This is a genomic window from Pseudomonas sp. MWU13-2100 (assembly GCF_023242365.1).
Lineage (GTDB): Bacteria > Pseudomonadota > Gammaproteobacteria > Pseudomonadales > Pseudomonadaceae > Aquipseudomonas.
Window position 1 is genome coordinate 1 of record NZ_JALLIX010000038.1, and the last position, 22,746, is coordinate 22,746.

At 53.1% G+C, this 22,746-nt stretch carries 20 protein-coding genes and 2 pseudogenes; 14 read left to right on the forward strand and 8 right to left on the reverse strand.

Annotated elements, in window-relative coordinates; translation table 11 throughout:
* Positions 1-130: 130 nt before the first annotated feature.
* The gene (locus tag M5B99_RS22480) at positions 131-925 is read left to right on the forward strand and encodes a helix-turn-helix transcriptional regulator (RefSeq protein WP_263860619.1); all 795 of its coding nucleotides are present in this window, start codon (positions 131-133) and stop codon (positions 923-925) included.
* A gap of 164 nt (positions 926-1,089) precedes the next feature.
* Here M5B99_RS22480 and M5B99_RS22485 read toward each other — a convergent pair whose 3' ends face one another.
* Both M5B99_RS22485 and M5B99_RS22490 read right to left on the reverse strand, forming a co-directional pair.
* Positions 1,090-1,653, reverse strand: a complete 564-nt coding sequence (locus M5B99_RS22485; protein ID WP_248806061.1) for an RBBP9/YdeN family alpha/beta hydrolase — start codon at positions 1,651-1,653, stop codon at positions 1,090-1,092.
* A 908-nt stretch (positions 1,654-2,561) separates the two neighbouring features.
* Complete coding sequence (locus M5B99_RS22490; RefSeq protein ID WP_248806062.1) at positions 2,562-3,842, reverse strand: glycoside hydrolase family 68 protein; 1,281 nt, start codon at positions 3,840-3,842, stop codon at positions 2,562-2,564.
* 859 nt (positions 3,843-4,701) lie between these two features.
* Here M5B99_RS22490 and M5B99_RS22495 point away from each other — a divergent pair.
* Complete coding sequence (locus M5B99_RS22495) at positions 4,702-5,448, forward strand: alpha/beta hydrolase (protein ID WP_248806064.1); 747 nt, start codon at positions 4,702-4,704, stop codon at positions 5,446-5,448.
* Complete coding sequence (locus M5B99_RS22500; protein ID WP_248806065.1) at positions 5,445-5,726, forward strand: hypothetical protein; 282 nt, start codon at positions 5,445-5,447, stop codon at positions 5,724-5,726. Before M5B99_RS22495 ends, M5B99_RS22500 begins: the two co-directional genes overlap by 4 nt.
* 66 nt (positions 5,727-5,792) lie before the next feature.
* On the opposite strand, the gene M5B99_RS22505 is transcribed toward M5B99_RS22500, so the two are convergent.
* Complete coding sequence (locus M5B99_RS22505) at positions 5,793-5,969, reverse strand: hypothetical protein (protein WP_248806067.1); 177 nt, start codon at positions 5,967-5,969, stop codon at positions 5,793-5,795.
* Positions 5,970-6,176: 207 nt separating this feature from the next.
* On the opposite strand from M5B99_RS22505, the pseudogene M5B99_RS22510 reads away from it, so the two are divergent.
* From M5B99_RS22510 to M5B99_RS22520, 3 genes and pseudogenes are all read left to right on the forward strand, one after another.
* Positions 6,177-6,416, forward strand: a pseudogene (locus M5B99_RS22510) (topoisomerase DNA-binding C4 zinc finger domain-containing protein); the annotation flags it as partial.
* Positions 6,417-6,525: 109 nt separating this feature from the next.
* Complete coding sequence (locus tag M5B99_RS22515; protein WP_248806068.1) at positions 6,526-7,059, forward strand: hypothetical protein; 534 nt, start codon at positions 6,526-6,528, stop codon at positions 7,057-7,059.
* A 385-nt stretch (positions 7,060-7,444) separates the two neighbouring features.
* Positions 7,445-8,215 carry a nuclease-related domain-containing protein gene (locus M5B99_RS22520; RefSeq protein WP_248806069.1) on the forward strand — a complete coding sequence of 257 codons (771 nt, stop codon included), beginning with the start codon at positions 7,445-7,447 and terminating at the stop codon, positions 8,213-8,215.
* A gap of 101 nt (positions 8,216-8,316) precedes the next feature.
* Here M5B99_RS22520 and M5B99_RS22525 read toward each other — a convergent pair.
* Positions 8,317-8,607: pseudogene (locus M5B99_RS22525) on the reverse strand (transposase); the annotation flags it as partial.
* Positions 8,608-8,830: 223 nt separating this feature from the next.
* Here M5B99_RS22525 and M5B99_RS22530 point away from each other — a divergent pair.
* Together M5B99_RS22530 and M5B99_RS22540 are read left to right on the forward strand one after the other, a co-directional pair.
* Entirely contained in the window at positions 8,831-9,811 is a 981-nt protein-coding gene (locus M5B99_RS22530; protein WP_248806070.1) for an integrase domain-containing protein, read from the forward strand.
* A gap of 268 nt (positions 9,812-10,079) precedes the next feature.
* Positions 10,080-10,439, forward strand: a complete 360-nt coding sequence (locus M5B99_RS22540) for a hypothetical protein (protein ID WP_248806072.1) — start codon at positions 10,080-10,082, stop codon at positions 10,437-10,439.
* A gap of 115 nt (positions 10,440-10,554) precedes the next feature.
* Here M5B99_RS22540 and M5B99_RS22545 read toward each other — a convergent pair whose 3' ends face one another.
* The 3 genes from M5B99_RS22545 to M5B99_RS22555 form a co-directional block, all read right to left on the reverse strand.
* A complete protein-coding gene (locus tag M5B99_RS22545; RefSeq protein WP_248806075.1) occupies positions 10,555-12,480 on the reverse strand; it encodes an ATP-dependent helicase in 1,926 nt (641 codons plus the stop codon).
* On the reverse strand, positions 12,465-14,603 hold the full coding sequence (locus M5B99_RS22550) for an ATP-dependent nuclease (RefSeq protein WP_248806076.1): 2,139 nt from the start codon (positions 14,601-14,603) through the stop codon (positions 12,465-12,467). The genes M5B99_RS22545 and M5B99_RS22550 overlap by 16 nt, the downstream gene beginning before the upstream one ends.
* A gap of 557 nt (positions 14,604-15,160) precedes the next feature.
* Complete coding sequence (locus M5B99_RS22555; RefSeq protein ID WP_412548757.1) at positions 15,161-15,502, reverse strand: hypothetical protein; 342 nt, start codon at positions 15,500-15,502, stop codon at positions 15,161-15,163.
* Positions 15,503-16,119: 617 nt separating this feature from the next.
* Between M5B99_RS22555 and M5B99_RS22560 the strand changes: the two genes are divergently transcribed.
* Positions 16,120-16,707, forward strand: a complete 588-nt coding sequence (locus M5B99_RS22560; RefSeq protein WP_248806078.1) for an acyl-homoserine-lactone synthase — start codon at positions 16,120-16,122, stop codon at positions 16,705-16,707.
* Positions 16,708-16,773: 66 nt separating this feature from the next.
* Here the strand turns inward: M5B99_RS22560 and M5B99_RS22565 are convergent, their stop codons facing one another.
* Positions 16,774-17,496, reverse strand: a complete 723-nt coding sequence (locus tag M5B99_RS22565) for an autoinducer binding domain-containing protein (RefSeq protein ID WP_248806079.1) — start codon at positions 17,494-17,496, stop codon at positions 16,774-16,776.
* Between the two features lie 488 nt (positions 17,497-17,984).
* Here M5B99_RS22565 and M5B99_RS22570 point away from each other — a divergent pair, with 488 nt between their 5' ends.
* Genes M5B99_RS22570 through M5B99_RS22590 form a run of 5 tightly spaced genes read left to right on the forward strand, consistent with a single transcriptional unit; the run spans position 17,985 to position 22,713 of the window.
* Positions 17,985-18,473, forward strand: a complete 489-nt coding sequence (locus M5B99_RS22570) for a PhzA/PhzB family protein (protein ID WP_248806080.1) — start codon at positions 17,985-17,987, stop codon at positions 18,471-18,473.
* 20 nt (positions 18,474-18,493) lie between these two features.
* Positions 18,494-18,982 (forward strand): PhzA/PhzB family protein, encoded by a 489-nt coding sequence (locus tag M5B99_RS22575; protein WP_248798022.1) that lies wholly within the window; start codon positions 18,494-18,496, stop codon positions 18,980-18,982.
* A 24-nt stretch (positions 18,983-19,006) separates the two neighbouring features.
* A complete protein-coding gene (locus tag M5B99_RS22580; protein ID WP_248806081.1) occupies positions 19,007-20,200 on the forward strand; it encodes a 3-deoxy-7-phosphoheptulonate synthase in 1,194 nt (397 codons plus the stop codon).
* 15 nt (positions 20,201-20,215) lie between these two features.
* Positions 20,216-20,839: an isochorismatase family protein gene (locus M5B99_RS22585; RefSeq protein ID WP_248806082.1), complete on the forward strand. Its 624-nt coding sequence runs from the start codon at positions 20,216-20,218 to the stop codon at positions 20,837-20,839.
* Positions 20,836-22,713: an anthranilate synthase family protein gene (locus M5B99_RS22590; protein WP_248806083.1), complete on the forward strand. Its 1,878-nt coding sequence runs from the start codon at positions 20,836-20,838 to the stop codon at positions 22,711-22,713. Before M5B99_RS22585 ends, M5B99_RS22590 begins: the two co-directional genes overlap by 4 nt.
* The last annotated feature ends 33 nt before the right edge of the window (positions 22,714-22,746 follow it).

Sequence of the window (22,746 nt, forward strand, 5' to 3'; positions counted from 1 at the left end):
AAGGGCATCAAGACCATCATCTATGGCGATGCGCCGATCTACCCGACAGAGCTGCGCAACGTACTGCTCAGGAACAACTATGGCGAGCTTCTCAAGACGGAGCTGCACCTGTGGTTGACGGCCAGTGCCAATGACACCCACGCGCCCTGAAGAGCATCTTCAGGGAGGCTGCCGCCGGCCAGCTTGTGGCCTTTCGACAGCAACACCATCACCTATCGAATCGTTCTCGGACTTCAATCGGATCAGCACAATTAACGAATGGCGTGCTTGCATGAAGGAGCGGGTCTTGTGCCTGGGATTTAGCCGTTTTCTGTTCTGTTTGAGATCCAGCGTCCAGGCCGACGGTCGCAGCGCCCTGGTCATCGGCGATTTCCCGACATCCTGGACCGAGGCCTATGATCGCGCCGGTTATGCCAAGATCGATCCGCTGGAGCGGCACTGCATGCACAGTGTTCTGCCGGTGATATGGACCGATCGGCTGTACACCAGTAGCAATCAGCGGGAGCTGCGCGAACAAGCTGGCAGCCATGGGCTGATCAATGGTGTGACCTTGGCCCTGCATGGTCCCCAAGGCCAGTTCGGCACTTTTGGCTTGAGCATCGATGGGGTCGATGAGCACGCCGCCAAAATGGTGATCCAGGCGAATTGGCGCGAACTCTCCTGGCTCAGGGACACCGCTTTGCAAAGCGCTCTGAGATTTCTCTGCATACCCAAGACGGCCAATGCAGTTCGACTGACAAGACGTGAAAAAGAGGTTCTTCAATGGAGCGCAATTGGCAAAACCAGTTGGGAAATCTCCAACATCTGTAACTGTTCGGAAGCCAATGTGGATTTTCACTTCAAGAACATTCGCAGGAAATTCGGCGTGACCAGCCGTAGCGCCGCAGTGGTGCAAGCATTGTCCATGCAGATCATCCAGGTCTAGATGGAATACGAGGCGATTGACTGAACGCCGCGCCCCCCGAAGCAGGATGATAACGCTGAGACAAAAAGGTGAGATGTGGACAAGGGCGTAGTGCGTGCAGACATATCGTCGGCCTGATCGGTAGGACCACGCAGACGCCCGGTCGGACGACTGCGCAGAGCGACTCAAGCTATCAACGACCGAGTAAAATCTTGTAGAAGGCTGAATCCCGGCTGCCAGTAACCCAACTGCGACTTGCCGTTGATGTGCCCCAGTGCCCCGACGTTCACATACTCGCACCCCAACTGCCGGGCGCTGTGCTGGACATATTCCAAGGCGCCATAAGGGTCGTTTTCGCTGGCGACCATGCTCAGCGGCAAGCGGTTGGCAAAATCCTCGGCCGGGCGAAAGCCAGTGGCTTCCTGGGGGAACCTGGTACTACGAGGATCAGGCACCGCCACCAGAAATGCCCCCAAAACCTTGTTCGGAGCTGGCGCATATTCCGCCGCCCACTCCAGTAGCAACAGGCAGCCCAGGCTATGAGCGACCACCACTACCGGGCGCTGACAGGTCGAAAGCAATTGCTGCAACTCACCGACCCATTCGTCACGGCTGGGGCTATCCCAGTCACGATGCTCCAGCCACAGGGTATTGGGATGCTCGGCCTCCCAATGGCGCTGCCAATGAGTTGGCCCGGAGTTGCCGATACCCGCCAGAAACAACCAGTCATACGCCAAATCAGACTTCATGTTCAATCCTCTTTCCTCATTTCATCGAATCACAGATGCCCCTGTAGCCGTACCTTGTCGTCCGTCTTGTTATAGTCATCCAGCCTCTGTGGGTTATGGAGCTGCATTACAGTGGCAGTGCCCGAGCCGACATTGAGCAGTTAGGTTTTATCTTTGCCAGTCACATTAACTTCTTTCAAAAAACGATGAACAACACCGAACACTCTCTCACTACAAACTTCGTTGCAGCAATTAAAAGCCCAGCGTTTCATTTGCAGTAAACAGCGTGACAAGGCAATCGAAATTTAACAGCTTTCCGACGCTAAAAAACCTACCCATTCTGATAGTTTTTTAGATTTTCTGATTTCAGTTAAGCCCGATTCTTAACCCCTTTATTTCTGGCGGGCGCTGCTGCCTTGGGATGAACGAATCTTCGCGAGTAGCAATAAGGTAGGTGAGACAGAACCTGTAGCCAGTTTTCGGATATAAATTGATAAAGTAAAATATCCGTTTTTATCCAAGGCTTAGACCGTTGACGATCCATAGTCGCAAGCCAATCAAAAATCGGGGATGTGTAGGCTTCTGTGCTCTTGGCTGTTGAGTCTGACTCCTCAATCAAAAAAAATGACTGACAGCGTGGCCTTGGGATTGTCACTCACTGCCTGGAACCTGAACAAACGGCAGGCACTCGAAGTGTCATAAGAGGCTGATGGACGCGGCGGGGAATTAGATAAAGCGTGTCGCTCAGGGGGGAGACCCGCCACTGGCTGCATCCGTGCAGCCAGTGACGAAGGGTCGTGTTACGCATTGTTCAATGCGGCTCCCGATCAAGTCGCAGTGAGTCAGGCGCGCGGATATCTCGATCATATCCACAACGAGTTTGTTATCGAGTCAAACCCGGTGCCTGAAGGCCCTATGTGTTTCCAGTTTTACTTCAGCGTTACATCAATCATCGGGGGGATATAACCGTAGTCATACTTGGCCACCACAAAAGTCTGCTGCCCCTTGACCTTGATGCCCACCGTCGGCGCTTCGGTACCGCCGATACGCATTTGCATCCCGGTTTCGCTTTCATTGGTTGGTACGCTGTCGATGAACGAGGTCACCAGACCGTTCGGCATCACATAGTGCGAGTAGGTCTGGAATGGCTGGGAGGACGGGTTGCCCAGTACCAGGCCGGAACCGTTCAGCGGCACGTAAGGGCCGAACAACTCATCGGCGACGAAACCATACACACCGTCCGGGCCGGTTACACCGTCGGCATAAGTGAACGTGTGGCTGATGGTGAACAGGTAGTATTTGCCATCTTGGAACAGGAAGTGCGGACGTTCGGTCTGGTCATTGACGCCCACTGCGGTCAGCAGCGGCGGTAACATTTCCCAGTCGTCTCCGTCTTCGTCGCGAGCCACGGCGATGCCGACGCAGGCGGTCTGGAAGCGCGAATTACCAACGTCTTCATAGCCTGGTGGCACATCGCCGATTTCTGCCTCACCGACCTTGTGCGACCCGCGCTCACCGGCCACATTACCCTCGAACAGCATGTACAGCTTGCCGTCTTTTGGGTCGCGGAACGGCCATGGATCACGGAAGCCCCAGAACGGGTTTTGCGCTTCGGTTTGGTACATTTTGCCATCCGCTTCAAACAGCGGTTTCACCTTTTCGAAGCCCACCATGCTGACACCATGTTCAGTGGTGACCACGCGACCCCGTACCTTGACGATGGTCGCGCCCGGTGTAACGGCGGTGTAGTACAAATCCACATCGCCGTTATCGTTCAACAGAATCGGAGAACCGGCCCACTCGCGAGTGGTTGGCGAAACGCCTTCAGCCATCACGCGGCCACCGAACTCCCAGTCTTTACCGGTACGGGAAAACCAGAAATACATCTTTGCCCGACCGTGGCGGTCGTTCCAGTCGCGGACGATGTCGTAGTGACCGTTTTGATCTTTGTATTCCGGGTCATTCGGATGACGACCCGCGGTCAAGGTGAAGATGACCGACCAGCCATCGACGGAGGCGATGTTACCGTCCATGTCGCGCAGCGGCATGGTGTCCCAAATGAAGACTTCGTTGTTCAACACCGGGAAATCGGCGCTGACCAGCGGCTGGGTTGTGGTGGGATCATCCGCATGAACTTTCAACGCATCGGCGCGTGTCCAGAGGCTGGGTTGGTGGGGGAGCTGTCCAAGTTTTTCAGTAATGGTTTTCATTTGTGTTACCTCATGGATTCAAACATTCAGATAAGTACTCGCTAATTGACTGTATGTTTATACAGTGGTTTTACTGTAGGCCAATGGGTTTTCAGGATCAAGAGAAAATTCTGTTTTTTTCAATATAAATGGATTTTTGTTGCTGGCTGATACGTTTCATCAGGTTAAAACAGGCACAAATAAGGCCTTTCAGCAGGCATGTCTTATTTCATTTTCCCCGAAATTTCAGGCGCCGAACGCGTCCTTTCATGCCGCAGATCAGCATCGTCGGTCGATGTCGTGTACCCCAGCGAGACGATCATCTGGGCTCGGTAGGTCATATCAATTTTGAGATAGCCTTTGCCGACCAGGTGTCTATCGACGTTGAAAATGAAGAGGCATCCTGATCAACAACGCCCCGTGTTCGATCTCGCTCCGCTGGTTGGGGGTGACCTTGAACATGGCGAAATCCCGATATGCAGGTGGCGCTGTATCGCATCAGTTCGCTGATGGCGCGCAGCACCGCCGCTTGCCACCGGACGGTGGTCCGAGGACCGTCGCCGGTGATTGCAATCAAGTGATCCCGCGCTTGGTTGATCCTGCGGCGCAGAAAGGGCGATGCAAGCTCGACTGCGTGTCAATTGAAGCCGCCTTCGGGCGGCGTTGCCTTTTTACGAGGGAGATCAGACCTCGCAGCCACCAACGGCTCATTGCCCAGGCAGGTAGTCTGAGGAAAAATAAATGCGTTCTCTTTACCCTTATGGTATTTAACGCGCCGACGGTAGTAATGAACATGTTGAGAGTGATTCGGTGGGCCACACCCATATGATCGCATCCCACCTAGCTTAGAATATCAAGCTGTTTGGGGAGGATTGATTCCATGGAAGCGGAAAAAATAGTGCTGCCTAACGGAAATACAGTGAGCCTTGCAACGACCCATACACTGACACCGGTCAATGACGCTCAAATCAAACTGGTTCCAGTACCGTCACCCGTAATCAAGGTGGTTGTGTTTCTAATAGATGGAGCAGGTGACAAAAAGAGATTTCTAGGTAGCGGGCCGAACTACAACATTCAACCCGCGAAACCTTATTTGGAAAAATCCTCCTTCAGCAACATAAAACCAGAACGACAAAAAGACTTCGACGTAGAATACCTAGGGTATTATGAAATTTTCGGCAACGACAATATAGAAAAAAATGTCATCGCGGTGATCCCAAATAAAAGAACAGTGATCTACATTGTGGGCCATAGCTTAGGTGGCTGGAATGGCGCTCACTTGTCAAAGATTCTCAGCGACCGAGGGTATGACGTACGGATACTGGTGACGCTAGACCCCGTCGGGGAGAGCCCGACTCTGGAGTTCAGCTCGAACATCTATAGCAACACACCTGCACCGATAGCAAAAAAATGGATAAATGTTGTAGCCCACCCTTCAAGCTCTAACTTTACAGACTTTGTGGCTTGGATGGGGGAGAAGTGGAAAATAACCGCCGGCCCCGACATCAACACCCGCGTAGACACGAACCACGCGGAAGCAATTACCCTGCTGACAGCAAAGCTCAACAATGGCGACTCAGCCTATAAAATCATAACGCAAAGCATTTACGAGGTGCTTTCGAAATGATGCAGCGCTTCTTGCTTATGATTGTTGTAATTTTATGTTCTGCCTGTGCCAGGGTGCCAAGCCAACCTCAAGCAGAGCTGACCTATCATGGAATTGAACGCAAAAATAATGCGATTTACACCATCCGTTACTCATCGGACATGGACCTATTGAACGTATTCAGCAGAGCGGAGGGTGAAGGACAGCTCGCCACGATGCTTATATGCTCGCTGGATGGAGACCCGGTATTTTCGGCTGAACATGTGATAGAAAATAAATTCGAAGGGGTAATTGGGTGAACGAGCCCCATGAAAGACAGGGCAGCGTTTCCCCCTTAACGATAAGCGATAGGCAAATGGATATGTTTATGGCCAGGCGACCCCATTGTTACCCGATTGCGCTCCCACCTCGGGGCCTTTGCCGGACAGGGGGGCGCTCTCCACGCCCAGCATCAGCAACACCATTTCCGTCAACTCGGCGTCGGACTTGCGTCCCGCATAGAGGTCATGGAGCGGCCTTGGGTTGCGAGTGATTTTTGACATAGCGGACGATACCCAGTGTTTCCTCGCGGAACTGCTCGTAGTCGATCTGCTGAGCGTTGATAAAGGTGCTGCCCATCATGGTCACCGCGTTCTTTGGTCGTTGGCTTCGCTACCTGTAGCACCTGCGCGCCCAAAACCAAAACCGCTGCCAGCGGCGCTACAACCGCTCCGCGCTGAAGGAATCTTTGAATTGCTGAAGGTTAAGGCGAGGCCGAGGTCGACGCCCTCATGCATACCCTGCAACCCCGCCGGCGCACTCCATCCCTTGCGACCCAGCGCGAACCTGTGCGAAACCTGAAACGCCGTAGCGACCCAAGCGCCGAGCGGCAATGCCCGAAATGCGGCAGCGGCCTGGTGATCCGCACGGTGAACTCAGGCCCGAAGGCAGGACAGCGATTCTGGGGCTGTTCGAAATTTCCCAAGTGCAGAGTGAGGCAAGGCCTATAGTTAGCTTTCGGACATGAGCTTATAGATTTGGGTACCATGGACCATTGCTGAGATCGATGGATTCGGCAAAGGCAGAAAATATGAGCTTCCTACGGAAAGGAATATACCGTTGCAAAACCACCTTCGTCTCAGAAGACATTATAAAACCCCATTAAAAAAGGCGCTTGCCGAATCGACGCTTGACAAGAGTTATAAGCTGGCACAAACATTTGCCTTAATAGTAATACCCTTGATAATTGCAGCGGCTGGCTGGAGTGCGCAACGTTCGATTTCAGAAACCGGAATACGTAAAGATTACGTCCAAATGGCTCTGAAAATCTTACAAGAACCCCGCACGGGTGGAGATGATGATATTAGAAAGTGGGCTGTCGAAATCATCGACGTCAGTGCCCCGATTCACTTTACGTCAAAGGCCGGCGACCAATTGAGCGCCCCGGCATTTAGAATGCTGCACTCAAACAAACTTTTAATGCCCACGCTGGAAAAAAGAGACGAATGCCCAGCTGTCGAAATCAAAAACCTGTCTAAAACAGACCAGGAACAACTCAACAAACTTCAATCTTTGTGCGAAAGGAATTATCGCGACATATTCTTGATTCAGGAGTGGGACAACCTATTTACAAAAAGCACACAAAAACAATAGCAAACTTGCTCTCGCCTCAACCAGGTTGCCTGGCGCAAGCCAAAACTCAAACGAGTCGAGCATTTCCGTTAAACTCGAGCAACAATAAAATTTAACAAGACCAGTTAAAGAGAACCAGACTTATTCTTGGCTGCCATGCCTACCTAGGTGCAGATCCTATCCACCCCGCGCGCGTCACCTCCCCCGAATGCAGCATCTCCCGCACGGAAAGCGCCTGGTCAATTCCGGCTGTCTAAACACCGACAATATCAATATGATGGCTCATGCTTTGTTGGTCGCTAGCTTCGCGACCTGTAACACCTGCATCACCACCGCCAAAACAGCCGCTAGCGGTGCTACAAGCACTCCGCGCTGAAGGACTCTTTGAATTGCTGAAGGTTAAGAAATGGATTTCACCCCCATCATCGCGCAGCTCTGGAGCACGTTTGGCTGGTTGATCCCGCCGGCACTGCTGATCGGCCTGCTCAAGACGCCTTGGGCCAAGGGGTACATCGGCGAACTCCTGGTGCGCCTGTTCGCCCATTGGCAACTGGATAAGCAGACCTACCGCCGCCTGCACAACGTCACCCTGAGCACACCTGACGGCACCACGCAGATCGACCACGTCTTCCTCTCGCCTTACGGCGTCTTCGTGCTGGAAACGAAGAACATGCGCGGCTGGATCTTTGGCAGCGAGCAGCAGCCACAGTGGACGCAAAAGCTCTACAGGCGCCTGTTCAAGTTCCAGAACCCGCTGCGGCAGAACTACAAACACCTCAAAGCCCTGGAAACCACCCTTGGCGTCAGCGCCGAGCACCTGCACTCGGTCATCACCTTCGTCGGCGGCAGTACCTTCAAGACTCAGATGCCGGCCAACGTGACCCAGGGCATTGGCTTTATTCGCTACATCAAGTCATTCCAGCAGAGGGTGTTCACGGAGGCCGAGGTCGACGGCCTCATGCAGGCCCTGCAAACCAGCCGGCGCACGCCATCCCTCGCGACCCACCGCGAACATGTGCAAAATCTGAAACGCCGTAGCGACCCGACAGCCGAGCGGAAATGCCCGAAATGCGGTAGTGCTCTAGTGATCCGCACAGTGAATTCTGGCCCGAAGGCGGGGCAGCAATTCTGGGGCTGTTCGACGTTTCCCAAGTGCAGAGTGATGCAAGGCCTGTAGCTAGATTTCGGATATGAGCTGATAGATATGGGCGGCGGGACTGTCAATCAGATCGGAAGACTCGACAAAGGTAGAAAATAAATCGGTCACCTTTTCTCCGTGGCCTTCTCGGCGGTGCGCCGAGGTTCAAGGAAGCCAGGGAAATAGCTGCCTTGGCGCAGCTTGGGGATCTTCAGGTCGACGTCTCCGGCGCGGGTTTGCCACAGGCGATCCCGGTAGCCGTTGCGGCTGTTCACCCGGTCTGGGCTTTTGACGTCGAAGCCGGCGCCGCAGAGGCCTTCGACATCGAGTTCCATCATGCGCTGGGCAACGAACTGAATCATTTGCTTGAGCAGATCGGCGTCTGCCCCTTTCTCAACCAGCTCGGTCAATGCGATAGTGGACTTGGTCATCGTGGTTTTCCTGGTGAAGGTTTGGTCTTCGCAAACTCAACGTTAGCCAAAAACCACGATGACCAACCTCTTTCGCCCGCTGGGCGCCTTCGGTTGGTTCAGTTACACCACTTCCCGGGACACGATCGGTCGCAGGGGCCTTGATCCCTGATAACACTCAACATTCTTGGCGGGATGACGTGGGGAAGGTTTTAAAAGTTTTGGCTTCAAGAGGTGTTCGATCATGGCACTGGTGGGCAGGCGAGATGGACGCAATTTTGGCTATGGGCGACAACTGAGTTATGCCGGGCCGCAGGCGCTGAAAGATCTATTTGGCGGCGGGCATTACGGCACGGTCAAAGCGCACAGTGATCGTTGGCGGGCGTTTGTGCGCTGGTGTCTGTCCGAAGGTGGGCCGGGATTCAACGATGCGAGGAAGATCAATCGGCAGACTTTGCTGGACTACGCCGGGTACCTACGCCAGCAAGTTGAACATGGTGAGCTTGCCATCGCGACTGCGCAAAACCGATTGTCCAGCGTCAACAGAACCATGGCAGCGCTTCGCGGTGATCAGTATGTAAGGATGGCGAGTCCGAGCAAGGCGCTTGGGATGCAGCGCACCAGCGTCCGCACCATGCCTCCGCAAGGCCAGGACCGCGATCACGTAAAACGTATAGTCGACGTCCTCTCCAAACATCTGCAGCCGCGCGCCGCGGCCATCGCTCAGTTGGCGCGAGCAACCGGCATGCGCCTGCGAGAGGCCATTTTGGCTGATCTTCCTCGACTGCAAAGGGAAGCCGAACGATACGGCAAGATCAACATTCAAGATGGCACCAAAGGTGGCCGCTCAGGTGCATCGGCGCCTCGTTGGATCTGGGTGGATAATCATATTCGTGAAGCGCTCACGTACGCCGAGCAGGCCTCTCCCGTCGGAAGCGACAACTTGCTTGCACTCAACGAAAGCTACATAGACTTTCAACAGCGAATCATCCGCCCTGCACGGGACATCCTTCACGCGCACAACCTCAAGGGATTCCACGAATTGCGTGCGGCCTACGCATGCGAACGGTATGAGCAGATTACAAACCAACTTGCGCCAATCAAGGGAGGTAGTTGCTACCAGCTCGACAAACACCTCGATCAGGAGGCACGCGCACAAATCAGCTATGAGCTGGGGCACGGTCGTATCGACGTAGTTTCGGCTTACATCGGTGGCCGAGCATGAGCAAGCCATTCGATATGGAGGTATTCCTCGCGGGAGTCACGAGCGGATCGCAAACGACACGTCAGCGCCACCTACACCAAGCAAAAGCCATCCAAGCAGCTATAGCTGTGCGCTGGCACCGAGACAATCCATGGACGTGGCAAAGAAAGCATGTGCTATGGTTTTTGTGCAGCAAAATACGACATCGAGCCGCGTCCACACGTTATTACTATAAGCTGACTGCAGAGTTAATTGCTATGCGATTAAGTAAAAAATGGAGATTTGACACATGAAAGAAACAACGCGAGCTAGGGTCGCCGCCATAGTCGGCGCTGCCAAAAATCAGAAAAAAATAAGTTCTATTTACGACTACTCGACTTCATGCCATAGGAATATTTCAGCTAGCATCTCAAACGGTAAAGTTGAAGGGTATGACTATACAACATCTAGCTTCTTTTCTGGAAGCAACAACAACTCACTAGACTTCTATGACTACAACAACTCAAAACATGTAAATCTCAAAATGAACGGAAAGAAATTTGATGGCTATGACTACGACACAAAAAAATATTTTAGCGGAACCATAAATGGAAAAAATATTTCTCTGTACGATTACGATACTGGAACACACTACAACTACAGCATTTAAACGTTAAAAATTAACTAAAAGTGTCACCGATTAAATATGCGTCTGAACTTTATTAGCACTGCCTGACTTATCCAGACCCCCAGATATATCAGGCACTGCCTTCCAGCATCACAAGCTAATCTAGATTTTTTACGTTTTCATGGCCGAACCAGTCCTTCGCTTTTTCAACAACTGCGTCAGATGGGGAGTGATAAAATAAAGCCAAATTTGATTTTGCACGGGTACAGCATACGTATAGAATTTTACGCGTCCTATTCACCACACTTTCTTTATCCATACGATCAGCAAACAAATAATCAAAGTTATAGGAGTTCCACCGCCCATTGTTCAGAACAACCAGAACATCAGGAAATTCTCGACCTTTGGTTTTATGCTGAGTAGAGAATGGTGTAAATCCTTCAAGATATTCAAATAATTTCTGAAATTGAGAGAATGGAAGCGAGGCCACTTGGTTATAAATATAACGTTTCGACTCTATAAATGATTGAAGGCGATCGTCAACCCTAACAAGGCCACTTACATTTGCCTCATCGATAACTTGCTGTACTGTTTTATCATCGACTTTAGATAAATTGACAATCCTCTCCTTCAGTCTAACTTTATCACTCTTAGATGTGACCGCATGTTCAGTTACGCGAAGAAACTCATTAAAACTTCCATCCAAGTAAAGCTGGACATTTTTTTGTATTTTAAATAAATGTTTTATCAGGTCATCCCTATTACCACCGCCACGCCCCAGCTCACTTCGATCAGATTTCTGATCGTCTATAAGCTGGTCTTTGTCAATATATAAAGAAGCCAGCTCACCATATGAGAAATCCAGCGCTCGATCATATATAGCTTGGTGTTCTGCAATATATATCGCCATGCCGTCTGTCGGATCAACGTATTTTAAGGCTTTACCAGTTTTTTCATACTTCAACTCGGCCAATACTTCTCCGAACGTTTTTCCCTCGGAGTTAAAAGCAGGCTCATTTTTCTTAATATAACTTTTGATCCTACGGACATACTCTAAAATCTTATCGCCATCATAAATCCTCATCAACTCACTAAACCCTGCTTTGGCAGCGATAAGGTTATGAGTGAGATTTAGTTCCTTCGCGCCTGATGACTCGGAAAACTCCCAACCCAAATATTCTTTTACAATATTAACGTCATCATTGGATGAATATAGAAATTGTATATGACCATCTTTTACACCACCTTCACTGGTCATATTTGGAGCATTTAAATCTTTAGAAGGAACTTGGAAAAGCCCATCATTCCTAAGTTTGTTTGCCAAATCGATTACATTTTTTGGATTTCTTCTATTTTCTTCTTTCTTTATTTCTCTAACCTGCCCAACCCCCTCCCCTTTGTAAGCATCTAAATCACCAACGCCTTCATCATAAATTGCCTGCATTGCATCGCCAAAAAAACCAATAACATTTGGATCACCAACTCTAGTCAACTGCGTAAGAAGTATATCTACAACTTCCGCCTGAGTATCTTGATACTCATCCACCATGATATATGGATAACAATCTTTCAGTATCCGGCACAGTTTGTCGTACCTTTTAAACATCTCGTTAGCAAGTACAATAACTTCATCATGTGAAATTACCCCCTCCCTAAATTTTACGTACTCCTTATACCTAACATCTCCCTCAATAGTATCTAATTTTTCTGGTTCGCCGTTGCCATCTAAAACTTTAAACCCTGACATTTCGTCATCATTAATCAGCGCTAACAAAACCTCCTTTAGCTCTACTTGAAAATGTTTGATTACTCCCCAGAGAAAGTCATGGATCGTAGAAACGTGCAGATTTGGATGGCTGGCTCTGCCCTCAATCTCCCGCACCGCAGCGTTGGTGTAGGTAATACACGCTACGCGTGCCAAAGGCTTGAGGGTAACCAGATTCGTTATAACCTCTACCAAAGAGTAAGTTTTACCACTTCCAGCACCGCCACTCAGTAAAAAACTCTTACCCTCACTGATAGTATCAAGAATCTTTTTCGCCTCGTCACTAACCTCCTCTAAGTTCTTCATTTGCGCAACCATTCCAGGCCCTCTTGGATATAGTGAGGAGTCTTCCAATTGGAAAAGTCGGATTTTTTATCAGGTATACTATTAAGCAGGATTTCAATCGCTAACGAAGGCTTTTTGCCAACTGCCTTCTCTGCAAACTCAAATGCATCGCACTCGCCATTTATATATTTGTTGAACCACTTAGGCGTTAGAGATGGAAATTTTTCAGAGTCAGTTCCAAGTAGTGCTTTGTTTAGCGAAAAGAATGCATCTTCGAAGCTTCTTCCATGATAGCCATCGTCTTTGGTCTGATATGCTAGAAAAACACAGCCATCGACATCGACCTTCCATTCGCCTCCGACTTTAGATAAAGCCTTACCTTCAATATTAAGGGAGGTAAAGTAGCCCAAATCCTCTCTGACCTTGCCGTGATAAAATATTAACGATCCATTAGCTGTATGGTCTGCCGCCGGGTCATCAGGACGACATTTTATAGTCTCTATTTTCTGAGTGCCTTTTTTGTATAGCTGGGGAGTAACTCCATCCTTTTCAAAAAGCAATTCTTTAATCCCGCTATCTATATCAGTCAAAATTAAAGCTTTAATACCAATAAAATGGATAAACTTTTCAAAAATTTGAGCATGTGCTCCTACCTCCACAATTGAAATATTCTGTGAAAGTAGAGGTATAGCGCCAGCATCAGGAAGCTCTTGGTCAAACTTTCTCATCATTGCTGGTAGAAGAATCTTCTCAGTATCACCCTCGATAAGTATTGCTTTATCAGCAAAAAATAGCTCGGCTCTGTTCAGCGTAAGATATTGCTTAAGGAATTTGTAGTGTAGTTCAGCCTGGGCATTGTCATTCACATCATCGGACGAATACTCCGACTTGAGCGCCTTAAGATTTTTTGCGTCCACACTGTTAGCAAGAGGTGACTTCCTCAAATACTTGATATCGTCGAAATCACACTCTGCCACTATATGAGATGAGTGAGTGCTGATAATCGTTTGAAGATGAATCTCCACTCCATCTTCTCTCACCCTGCTTTCTTTCAACAGGGACTTTATATTCTTTATAAAAGTATATTGCATCTGAGGATGTGTATGCGCTTCCGGCTCCTCAATAAAAAGTAAATTAATTGCAGCAGGATTTTCTTTACTAGATCTCCGAAAAGAAGTCATCAGCATTTCTATTTCAAAAATCATGCTGATTAGATTCATATAGCCAAGCCCATTAAAGTGTTCTGGAAGATCATGGGTATCGTGGGTATACATCACAGTTGTATTTCCATCCAACAGTTCTCGATGCTGCAGGGTGGATGCAATCTTTATATGCGTCTCAGACAATCTAGATCCGCCAAACTTTGCAACTTTCCCCAATAACCCAGAAAACATATCCTGATATATTTCGCTCAGTTCCTTATCCGTCGAACGCAGTTGCTTCTTAAAGCCCTCGACAGCCTCTTGCTGCTCTTGGTTCTCAGATGTTTTTTTGTATATGATTGCAGTCTGAGAAGAGAGTGTTTTATCATTATCTTTATTCGTAACACTCCGCTTCGCACCGATAGATCTAAATGAAATAACATCAGCCAAACTAATATTTTCTTTAGTTAAGTCTGTGAACACATCCGGATCACTATAGGAAAAACTTTTCTTCCTGACTTGATCAAAGTAAATGTGTTGATTTTCCTTAAGAAACAAACTCGAATCGTTGTCATATTTTTCTTTTACATCATTGTAATCATTCCGCATCGCCGTTAACTGCGGATAGCTAACCAGATACTCAAACCCAAGCACTATATGATTATCATCAGGATCCAAGCTCATTATCAGCTGGCTTACTGGCGACAAATTATCGATACCATCGTACTCAATATATAACTTTAACGTTATACCCAAGGGGATATAGGCATTCTCTGGACCTATCGGGTCAGCCCCGCTCACCAATTTAATTAAGGCGGCTTTTAAATCGACGTTGAAATCGTCAAAAACTATTTTATGCTTTTCAGAAGAATTTATAAACTTCTCTAATGCAGAGAGCAGCGAAGTCTTTCCGCTATTATTTTTACCCAACACCAGAGAAAGATTGCTCTCGAGGTCAAGAGAGAACCTCTTCAGCAAGCGAAAATTATTAACTTCGATCCTTACTACTTTCATAAACCTATCCTTGTATTAAAATAAATTGCGCCGCAATTAGATATCAGACACATCTAGCCCCTGACATAAAATAGTCAGTTAGCTATCAACAAAATTAGAACTATCGATGTGTAAGAGGCTGATATTAATGAGCTTAATCGCTTAAGCGGATTATTTGCATCCATGCTAGTCAAGCCTCACCGCTGGCCAAGGGTTACATGACCCAAGGAGCTGGCCACTTGCCAGACAGTAGCTAAAGCTTGGTCTACCTTGCAAGCAGCTAGCAAAGGCGCAGCTGGCATCGCACTCTTCGAATGAGAGAGATGTGCTAGATTTCAGGATAAATTTAGAGATAGAAATTTAAGAATCTTTATAAATATTAAATAAAAACAATAAGTTAGGTTTATATTCGACTCCTGGTGCCGAACCTTACCGCCAAAGCCTCGGAATGCGGGGCTTTGGCGTTTCCGGAGTATCAGATACTGCTTCATGTGTGTGGCTGGCGGTCCAATCTACTGATCACATCCCCAACCAATGCCACCTCAATCAATCGGATGGTTGTCCAAAATGGGCAATGTCTAATGAGACGGGGATGCCCCCTCAAGCAGGGCATCCACCACCGCACGCGCTACCTCCACCGAATGCAGCATCCCCCAGAACAGCGCCCGCTCGACGGGGTTGGTATGAAGACTGATCTCATCACCATTGAGTTCCGCCGTTTCGAGCAATCGAGACACGTAGGCCAACGCATCCTGGGCAGTCACGCCAGGCTGTATGGCAAACAGCGTAGGCTTGCAGGGATCTTCGGGGATGACTGGTTTGGAGCAAGTGAGCGCGAGGGTATCGAGCAAACGAGCCGTGCTGGATGGCTCCGGCTCCCCGTTGCTGAAGGGGACCTCAACGACTTTACTCAGGTACATGCTTTTCTCCGCTGCACTGGGAGCTTTACGAACGACCGGCGGATCGGGAACGAGTTTCTTGTCCATGTTGAATCTCCTGTTTGTGAAAGGAGTTCACCACGTTCGTGTCCAAGCGAATGGGTGGCGAACTGTGCGCAGGTTGGACAACCGGGAAAACAGGTAACCCGGCACACTCGAAAGTGTCCCGCACACAGCTCGCCATAAAAAGCGAAGACAAAAAAGCCGCTTTCGCGGCGCTGTGCGCCCTGTATTTCCCCGGGTGTCCAAGCCCGTATCGCTGAATTTGCAGCGACACTTGAACAGTAGCCCTGGCGTTTGGCGCACGCAATATTCTCCCATGCCTGAAACCCGTGGGAAATATGAGTTTTTTAAGAAGGCAATTTCGCATCCTGGTTGAACGCTGCTGAGCCGCACGTGAGGTCAAGCAAACGGTTTCACTCATTCCCCCTATTTCAGCAAACGCTGAAACCGCCCCAAACAGTGAAACGCTCTAATCGCCCCACCATCTAAGACCGCCCCCCAAAGCCCCACCCCTACCAGATCTGGTAGGTGCCAAACCCCCACCTCTGCTCTATATAAATCGACGCCCGCCGTCCTTTATCGATAGAGAAGCCCTTATGCACATGGAAGAGCACACCCTGTCCTCAATGAGCGACAGTCTGCGGCTGTCACTCGGCCGATACCGCTATCAGCAGTTTGTCGAGAAGCTGGGTTGGCAACTGCCCCTGCCGCCGGATGCACCGGGGTGCGAATGGGACGCCTACGACCACGCCCACGCTCGTTACCTCCTGGCCCTCAACCCGGCCCGCGAACTGATCGGCTGTGCCCGACTGACTCCCACCACCGCCCCCAACCTGCTCGAAGGTGTCTTCAGCCACACCTGCGCCGAGGGTGTGCCAGCCAGCGCCTTTATCTGGGAAATGACCCGCTTCACCACCTCAAGCCCGGAGCTGGCCATGCCGTTGTTCTGGAAGTGCCTGGAAACCGCGCATCACGCCGGTGCCGAATATATCGTCGGGATTGTCAGCAAGATCATGGAGCGCTACTACAGAAAGAACGGCGTCCACTATGAACGCCTCGGCGAGATGATCCGCCATCAGGATGAACAGATTGTCGCGATACAACTGCCGACGGAGCGTAAACGTCATTTCAGCAGTCTTGCGCCCGCGTTATTTATGCACGAGGAATTAAAACAAATCGCCTGACACGCCGAATGCCCTGTTGCAGAACAGGCCTGACAACCCTGTTCCGCAACAAGCATCGAACCTTAGTTAGATATAACCCAGCGCCACCGCATAGGTCACCGCCTGCACCCGATTACTCGCGCCGATCTTGCGTTGAATATTCTTGTGATGATAATTAACCGTATCCGTACACACGCCCATGATCACGCCAATCTCTTCTGACGTCTTGCCATCCGCCGTCCAGCGCAATACTTCGCTTTCCCGCTCGGTAAACACGACATCATTATCCCGCTCCAACATACCCTCCAGATCCGACAACTTGGCATAGACGGCATCGGCAAAAGCTTTGGTGATAGGTGCCAGCTCCGTAAACTCCTGGGCGCCGATCTTCTTGTCTTTACGCGCCAGGCTCAACAACCCCACCCGCCCTCGGGCATTGAACGAGGGCTGGGCCAGCCCATGGCGCAGCTGCGAATCATTGGCCTCCGACCACAGGCCAGGGCTGCCCTTGAAGATGTCGTCGCTCCACAAGATCGGCGTCGAGGCCAGCCGGCTGTGCTTCACCGTAGGGTCGACCACCGCGTAGTTCATGCTTTGGTAACGTTCCACCCACTGCGCCGGGTAGTTGCTGTACAGGTGGGTTTTCGGCCGCATGAACGGCGTGAGGCTGCACAGCCCATAAGCATAAAAATCGAATTTCAGATCGGTGATGGCGTTCAGCGCGATGCCGGTAAACTCCTCCATGTTCATGGCTTTGGCAAAAAGCGAATAGAAGTAAAGATCCCAAACCCAAAGCTGTGCTAATTCCATTTTAGCTACCCAAGATGAGAATCGGTTTGTCATCCTAGTCCAGCTGATCGCGCTGTCAATGGGGACAACCGTAAAAAAGCCATAACCTTTTGCGCTAACTATAGAGCGACCTACTTTCATATTTAGTTAATGGCCTTCTGCGATTGCGGCATTGCCCAGTGATGGCGCAAGGCCTATGTTTGGCCTCCTATCCAAACAGCGCGCGGAGGTTAAGCTGGGCGTAAAGACTTCACACCTACAAAATCTGGTAGCTTAACTTTTCCAAGCGTCCCCCTGTATAAATCCCCCCCAAGAAAGTTCGTCCCAACGGGGATAATCAGTCCTTCTGTGACCGAACGGTATTATTTATTACATAGCGCTTACATTTAACCCCGATTCTCCTGGATCAGGCCCGCTATATAAACCACGAAAATCACTGTCGCCGTCATGAAAGTGTCTTGCATGGCTGAACCACCCGGCGACTTGAACACGCCCAAAGGAACATGAGCATGCCAACTACCGCACTCCAAACCGGATTTGCCGACGCCGCGGAACTGCGGCGCAAGAACCGCGCCACCGTCGAGCAGTACATGCACAGCCACGGCGCCGGCCGCCTGCGCCGTCACGAGCTGTTTACCGAGGACGGCTGCGGCGGTTCCTGGAACACCGCCAGCGCCACCCCGCTGGTCTTCCACGGCCACGTCAAGCTGGCGGCCCTGGGTGTCTGGCTGGACCAGTGCTTCCCGGACTGGCAGTGGCACAACGTGCGGATCTTCGAAACCGCCGACCCGAACCACTTCTGGGTCGAAAGCGACGGCCGCGGCAGCGTGAATATGCCCGGTTACCCGAAGGGCTACTGCGAGAACCATTACATCCATTCCTTCGAACTCGAGGACGGGCGGATCAAGCGCAACCGCGAGTTCATGAACCCCTTCCAGCAACTGCGCGCCCTCGGCATTCCCGTGCCGACCATTCGCCGCGCCGGCCTACCCGCTTAATCCACAACAGAGGCAAGACCATGTCCAATCCAGACAAACACGATGGGTTTGCAAGCAGTACCGAGCTTCGCCGCAAGAACCGCCAGGTGGTCGAGCAGTACATGCAGACCAAGGGCCCCGCCCGCCTGCGCCGCCATGAACTGTTTACCGAAGACGGCAGCGGCGGCCTGTGGACCACCGACACCGGCGCGCCGATTGTCATTCGCGGCAAGGACAAGCTCGCCGAGCACGCGGTCTGGTCGCTGAAGTGCTTCCCGGACTGGGAATGGTATGACGTGCGCATCTTCGAAACCGATGACCCGAACCACTTCTGGGTCGAGTGCGAAGGCCACGGGCAGATCCTCTTTCCCGGCTACCCGGACGGCTACTACGAAAACCACTTCCTCCATTCCTTCGCCCTCGAGGACGGCAAGATCAAGCAAAACCGCGAGTTCATGAATGTGTTCCAGCAACTGCGGGCGCTGAATATCCCGGTGCCCGAAATCAAACGCGAAGGCATACCCACCTAACGGCATTGCGCCAGGGGTCTCATCATGGAAACGATTGTGCGACGGGTTCTGGGTTGTGAAGCACTGCAGCAACCCCAGTGGAGCGATCTCTCTCGCCTGAGGGACGTACAGCAACACCTGAGAGACAGCCAGTCCTTGATCAGGGCCCAGGACATCCTGGCTCTGCGCGCACTCCTGGCGCGAGTCGCCGAAGGCGAAGGCAAGGTCATCCAGTCCGGCGATTGCGCCGAGGATATCAACGACAACCAGCACGGCGCCGTGGCCCGCAAGAGCGCGGTGCTGGAGATCCTCGCCGGGGCCTTCGGCCTGGTCACCCAGCAACCGGTGATCCGCGTCGGACGCATTGCCGGGCAGTATGCCAAGCCGCGCTCCAAACCCAGCGAACGCATTGGCGAGATCGAGTTGCCGGCGTATCGCGGCGATATGGTCAATAGCCACGTCGCCCATTCCGACAGCCGCCAACCCGATCCGCAACGCCTGCTCAAAGGCTATCAGGCCGCCCGCGAGATCATGGAACACCTGGGCTGGCAGGACCGTCTCGCCCCTGGCGGCTCGCCGGTCTGGACCAGCCACGAGATGCTGCTGCTCGACTACGAATTGCCGATGCTGCGCGACGATGAGCAGGGCCGGACCTTTCTCGGCTCGACCCACTGGCCGTGGATCGGCGAACGCACCCGCCAGGTGGACGGCGCCCATGTCGCCCTGCTGTCGGAGGTGCTGAACCCGGTGGCCTGCAAGGTCGGCCCCGATATGACCCCGGCGCAGTTGCTGACCCTCTGCGAACGCCTCGACCCGGCCCGCGAGCCCGGACGCCTGACGCTGATCGCGCGGATGGGCGCCGAAAAGGTCGCGGAACGCTTGCCGCCATTGGTGGAGGCAGTCCGCGCCACCGGGCACAAGGTCATCTGGCTGAGCGACCCGATGCACGGCAACACCATCCTCGCGCCCTGTGGCAACAAGACCCGCATGGTCGAGACCATCGCCCGGGAAGTCAGTGCCTTCAAACATGCGGTGCTGTCGGCTGGCGGGATCGCCGGTGGCCTGCATCTGGAGACCACTCCGGATGATGTCACCGAGTGTGCGTCCGATGCCGCCGGGCTTCACCAGGTCAGCACCCATTACACCAGCCTGTGCGACCCGCGACTGACGCCCTGGCAGGCGATCACCACCGTGCTGGCCTGGAAGAACCCACCCGCTGCCACCCATGCAACTTTTTGACAGGAGTCTGTTGCCATGACCGGTATTCCCGCGATCACCCCCTACGCGCTGCCCACCGCCCACGAGCTGCCGGCCAATCTGGCCCAATGGCGGATCGACCCGCAGCGCGCCGTGCTGCTGATCCACGATATGCAGCGCTACTTTCTCCGCCCGCTGCCCACGCCCTTGCGTGACGAGGTGATCAGCAATGCCGCGCGTATCCGCCAATGGGCCGCGAGCCGGGGTATTCCGGTGGCCTACACCGCCCAGCCCGGGAGCATGACCGAGGCCCAGCGCGGACTGCTCAAGGACTTCTGGGGCGCCGGCATGCAGGCCAGCCCCGCCGACCGCGAGGTGGTCGACGCGCTCAAGCCGGCACCCGGCGACTGGCTGCTGACCAAGTGGCGCTACAGCGCGTTTTTCAACTCGGACCTGCTGGAGCGTATGCGCGCCCATGGTCGCGACCAGTTGATCCTCTGCGGGGTGTACGCCCATGTCGGGGTGCTGATTTCCACGGTGGACGCCTACTCGAACGATATCCAGCCGTTCCTGGTGGCCGACGCCATCGCCGACTTCAGCAAGGAACATCACTGGATGGCCCTGGAATACGCCGCCAGCCGTTGCGCCATGGTGGTCACCACCGAGGAGGTGCTGCCATGAGCCTGGCCGCCGAACACCTTGTCGCCCAGGTCCTGCGCGCCGACCCGCCGCCCTTCGCCCTGTTGTACCGCCCGGAATCCCATGGCCCGGGCCTGGTGGATGTGCTGCTCGGCGAAGTCTCGCTGCCGTCGTCACTGACCCGGATCGAGTTGCGCGAACCACTGACCGGCGAAGCCCGCCTGGAAACCCTGGTGATCATTCCCTACCGGCAGATCGCCGAACGCGGCTTCGAGGCGGTCGACGACCAGGCCCCGTTGCTCGCCCTGCAGGTGGCCGAGCAGGCCCAGATCGGCCTCGACACCCTGCTCGAACGCCTGCCCGAAGTGCCCATCGCCTTGCTCAACGAACGCTTCGACCTCAGTGACGCGGCCTATTCGGAGATTGTCAGCCGGGTGATCGACAACGAGATCGGCAGCGGCGAAGGCGCCAACTTCGTGATCAAGCGCACCTTCATGGCCGATATCGGCGACTACGGGATCAGCCGCGCCCTGACCTTTTTTCGCCATCTGCTGGAGCGGGAAAAGGGCGTCTACTGGACCTTCATCATCCACACCGGCGAGCGCACTTTCGTCGGCGCATCACCCGAGCGGCATATCAGCCTCAAGGACGGCCTGGCGGTGATGAACCCCATCAGCGGCACCTACCGCTATCCGCCGACAGGCCCGAACCTGACCGAAGTGATGCAGTTTCTCGCCGATCGCAAGGAGGCCGACGAGCTGTACATGGTGGTGGACGAAGAGCTGAAGATGATGGCGCGGATCTGCGACGACGGCGGCCATGTACTCGGGCCCTATCTCAAGGAAATGGCCCATCTGGCCCACACCGAATACTTTATCGAAGGCCACACCCGCCGCGATGTGCGCGACATCCTGCGCGAAACCCTGTTCGCCCCCACCGTCACCGGCAGTCCATTGGAAAGCGCCTGCCGGGTGATCCGCCGCCACGAACCCAAGGGCCGCGCCTATTACAGCGGCATTGCCGCGTTGATCGGCAGCGACGCGCAAGGCGCCCGCACGCTGGATTCGGCGATTCTGATCCGTACCGCCGATATCGACCGCGAAGGCCAGTTGAAGATCAGCGTCGGCTCGACCATCGTCCGGCATTCCGAGCCCCAGGCCGAAGCCGCCGAAACCCGGGCCAAGGCCGCCGGGCTGATCGCGGCGCTGAAAAACCAGGCGCCGGCGCGCTTCGGCTCGAATATCCAGGTGCGTGCCGCCCTGGCCAGCCGCAATGCGCTGATCGCCGATTTCTGGTTGAGCGATGCACTGGAACGCCAGCAGTCCCAGGCCGATCTGTCGGGACGGCGGGTGCTGATCGTCGATGCCGAGGACACTTTCACTTCGATGATCGCCATGCAACTGCGTGCCCTCGGGCTGGCGGTCAGCGTGCGCAATTACAACGACGCCTATGCCTTCGACGGTTACGACATCGTCATCATGGGCCCGGGGCCGGGCAACCCGACGGCGCTCGAGCAACCGAAGATCGATCACCTGCATGTGGCCATCCGCTCGCTGCTGGATGAGCAGCGGCCGTTTCTCGCGGTGTGCCTGAGTCATCAGGTGCTCAGCCGCTGCCTGGGCCTGGACCTGCGACGCCGGACCATTCCCAACCAGGGCGTGCAGAAGCAAATCGACCTGTTCGGTGCCCACGAGCGGGTCGGTTTCTACAACACCTTCGCCGCCCAGAGCCGCGAGGACCGTATCGAAGTCGACGGCCTCGGGCTGGTGCAGGTCAGCCGCGACCGGGAAACCGGCGAGGTCCATGCGCTGCGCGGGCCGCATTTCGCCTCAATGCAATTTCACCCCGAGTCGGTACTGACCCAGGAAGGGCCACGCATCATCGCCGACCTGATGCGCCACGCCCTGTCGGCGTAAACCGTCGCCCCCCTTGAACACAATGGAGCAAGC